This is a genomic window from Micromonospora sp. DT201, assembly GCF_049841575.1.
GTDB lineage: Bacteria > Actinomycetota > Actinomycetes > Mycobacteriales > Micromonosporaceae > Micromonospora.
The window spans coordinates 1-3,851 of record NZ_JBNCKP010000054.1 but is presented as its reverse complement, the minus strand read 5'-3'; the positions used below and the strand labels follow the sequence as shown (position 1 = coordinate 3,851).

Genomic DNA, 3,851 nt, shown 5'->3' with positions numbered 1-3,851 from the left:
CGGCCAGCCCAGCCTGCACCGCAGCCGGCGACTTCCCCGACACCACCCACGGCACCAAACCCGACTCCACCAACGGCACCGAACCCCCGACCGGATCCTCCTGCGGCTCAGGCGCCTGTTCCAGGATCAGGTGAGCGTTGGTGCCGCTGCCGCCGAACGACGACACCCCCGCACGACGCGGACGACCGGTCTCCGGCCACGGCTCCGCCGACGTCAGCAGGGACACCGACCCCGACGACCAGTCCACGTGCGGCGACGGATCGTCGGCGTGCAGGGTGGGCGGCAGGATGCCGTGCCGGAGCGCCAGCACCGTCTTGATGACGCCCGCGACGCCGGACGCGGCCTGCGTATGACCGATGTTCGACTTCAACGATCCCAGCCGCAGCGGCTCGCCCGTCCGGTCCCTGCCATACGTTGCCAGCAACGCCTGCGCCTCGATCGGGTCGCCGAGCTCGGTTCCCGTGCCGTGCGCTTCCACGGCGTCCACCTCGAACGGCGTGAGGCCGGCGTTCGCCAGGGCGTGGCGGATCACGCGCTGCTGGGCCTGGCCGTTGGGCGCGGTGAGGCCGTTGCTGGCGCCGTCCTGGTTGATGGCCGAGCCGCGGATGACGGCCAGGATGCGCCGGCCGTTGCGCTGGGCGTCGGACAGTCGCTCGAGCAGCAGTACGCCGACGCCCTCGGCCCACCCGGTGCCGTCGGCGGTCGCCGAGAACGCCTTGCACCGGCCGTCCGGCGCCAGTCCGCGCTGACGGCTGAACTCGATGAACGAGCCGAGGTTGGACAGCACGGTCACGCCGCCGACGAGAGCGGCCGAACAATCGTCCTGCCCCAGTGCCCGGACGGCCAGGTGCAGCGCCACCATCGACGACGAGCACATGGTGTCGACGGTGACGGCCGGGCCCTCCAGCCCCAGCGTGTACGCCACCCGCCCGGACAGCACGGCACCGGAGCCCCCGGTCAGCAGGTGTCCTTCGACCTCCTCCGGTGTCTCGTGCACAGAAGTGCCGTACCCCTGGGGTGAAGCGCCGACGAAGACGCCGGTCCGGGTGCCGCGCATCGACTCCGGCGTGATTCCGGCCCGTTCGAACACCTCCCAGGACGTCTCCAGCAGCAGCCGCTGTTGCGGATCCATGGCGAGAGCCTCACGCGGCGAGATACCGAAGAATCCGGCGTCGAATCGGGCCGCGTCCCGCAGGAAGCCGCCCCCGCGGGCGTAGAACGTGCCGGGCTGCTCAGGGTCGGGGTCGTACTGGTTCTCCAGGTCCCAGCCGCGGTCCTGCGGAAACGGCCCGATCGCGTCGCGGCCCTCCGTCACGAGCTGCCACAGCTGCTCGGGTGAGCGGACGTCACCGGGGTAACGGCAGCTCATTCCCACGATGGCGACCGGCTCCTGTCCGGCTTCCAGGTCGCGCAGCCGCTGGCGGGTCTCGTGCAGGTCGGCGGTGACGCGCTTGAGGTACTCGCGCAGCGTCTGTTCGTTGGCCATGCCGTTCTCCCCCGTTGCGTGGTGCTGGTCAGCGGCCGAGCTCTTGGTTGATGAAGGCGAGCAGTTCGTCGTCGTCGGCCGCGTCGATCAGGTCCCGGGCGGTGCCACCGCCGTCCGTGGGCCGCTCGTCGAGCCGGGCGAGCAGTCCACGCAGCCGCTTGACCACCGTGGCCGCGCTCAGGCCGCCGAGGTCACCCGTGGCCAGTGCCTTCTCGACGAGGTCCAGTTGGTCGGGCAGCTTGAGCTCGGGCGTCACCTCGACGGCCAGCTCCGAGCGGAGGAAGGCGGCGAGGGCGAGCGGTGTGGAGTGGTCGAAGACCAGCGTTGCCGGCAGCCGTAGTCCGGTCGCCGCGTTCAGGCGGTTGCGCAGCGACACCGCGGTGAGCGAGTCGAAGCCGACATCGCGGAACGCCCGGTCCGGCTCGACCGCGTCGGCGCGGGCGTGCCCCAGGGCCGCTGCGGCGTGCTCCCGTACCAGGTCCAGGAGCAGACGCTGCCGGTCGGTTTCCGTGGCGTGGGCGAGTTGCTCGGCCAGGCCGGTCTGCTGCGGCCGGGGTGTACCGGGCGCTGGACGGGCGGCCGGGATGTCGTCCAGCAGCGGCCGGGGACGCGCCGAGGTGAACACGGCGGCGAAGCGCTCCCAGTCGATGTCGGCGACCGTGACAGCCGGTTCGTCGCGGTCGAGGGCCTGTTGGAGGGCGGTGACGCCGATGTCCGGGGACATGGCCCGGATGCCCCGGCGGCGCAGTTCGTTCGCGCCGGTTCCGGCGGCCATGCCGTCGCCCTCCCACAGCCCCCACGAGACAGCAAGTGCGTGCAGGCCGCGTGCGGCGCGCCGCTGGGCCAGGGCGTCGAGGTGGGCGTTGGCTGCCGCGTATGCGCCGTGGCCGGCGCTGCCCCAGACGCCCGAGCCGGACGAGAAGAGGACGAAGGCGTCCAGGTCGGCGTCGCGGAACAGGTGGTCGAGGTGTTCAGCGCTGGTCACCTTCGCCGCGTACGCCTCGGCGAGGCTCTCCACTGTGGTCTCGGCGAGCGACTCGGCCCGTAGGGTGCCGGCGGCGTGGAAGACCGCCCGGACCGGCGAGTCGAGGCCGGCGAGCAGCATCTCCAGGGCGGTGCGGTCGGCCACGTCGCACGTGGCCATGGTCACCTCGGCACCTGTCGCGCGCAGTTCGGCGTGCAGTGCGGCGGCGCCCGGTGTGTCGGCGCCACGCCGGCCGATCAGCACCAGGTGGCCGGCGCCGCGGCGCGCGAGCCAGCGGGCCACGTGCCCGCCGATCGCGCCGAAACCGCCGGTGACCAGCACGGTGCCCGTCGGCCGGTAGTGGCGTCCGGCTGTGCCGAGGGCCGCCGGCACCAGCCTGCGGGCGAACACGCCCGTGGATCGGATCGCCACCTGATCCTCGGTGCCACCCAGCACGCCGATGAGCCGGGACAGGACGTCCTCGTCGAGGTCGCCCGGCAGGTCGATCACACCGCCGCAGCGCTGGGGCTGCTCCAGGCCGGCGACGCGACCCAGCCCCCACGTCTGAGCCTGGACGGCGCTGCCCGGCGCGCGGTCCTCCCCCGCGGTCACGGCGGCACGGGTCACGAGCCACACCGGCGCCGGGCCCGACGGATCGTTCAGCAAGGCCAGCGTCGCGGCCAGGCCGGCCGACACGGCGGGCTGCTCCGGATGCGGCCGTTCATCGACGGCGAGCAGGGACACCACCCCGTCGAACGCGCCGTCCGCCGCTCCTGTGGTGACGTGCGCACCGGCCGCCGCCAGGCCACGGGCACACGCCGCGAGCCACGGATCGTCCGCGTAGCCGTCCGGTGCGATCACCACCCACGAACCCGGGAGCCGTCCCCCGGGCGCGGCCGGGATCGGCTTCCACTCGATGCGGTATCGCAGCGAATCCGCTTCAACGCGCGCGGCGACGGGCCAGTACCGCTGCTGTTGGAATGGATAGGTGGGGAGGTCGACATGCCCGGGCTGCACATTGAGCGTTGCCCAGTCGAGGTCGGCGCCGTAGGTGTGTGCTTGCGCCAGGTTGGTCAGGAACGTGTCCGGGCCGGGTTGGTCACGACGCAGACTGCCCACCACCGTCCCGCCGGTGTCCTCGATCGCTGCCAGCAACGCCGGGTGTGGGCTGACTTCGACGAACAGTCCCAGCCCGTCGTCGACCGCGCGGGTGACCGCGTCGTGGAACCGCACCGGCTGCCGCAGATTCCGAAACCAGTACCCGGCGTCGAACACGGTCTCGTCCGGGCTGACGGTGGAGTAGAACGGCACCCGTCCCGGACCCGGTGTGACCTGTAGTTGTTCCAACTCGGTGCGCAGCACATCCACGTGCGCGCAATGCGAGGCGTAGTCCACCGGCAA

Annotated in this window: 2 protein-coding genes; both read right to left on the bottom strand. The window is 72.4% G+C overall.

What is annotated here, in order from left to right; translation table 11 throughout:
• Window positions 1–1,486: type I polyketide synthase (locus tag ACLQ28_RS34345; RefSeq protein WP_425690418.1), on the bottom strand; the 1,486-nt coding region annotated here is incomplete at its 3' end.
• A 28-nt stretch (window positions 1,487–1,514) separates the two neighbouring features.
• A partial coding sequence (locus tag ACLQ28_RS34340) for a type I polyketide synthase (RefSeq protein ID WP_425690417.1) occupies window positions 1,515–3,851 on the bottom strand: 2,337 nt, incomplete at its 5' end.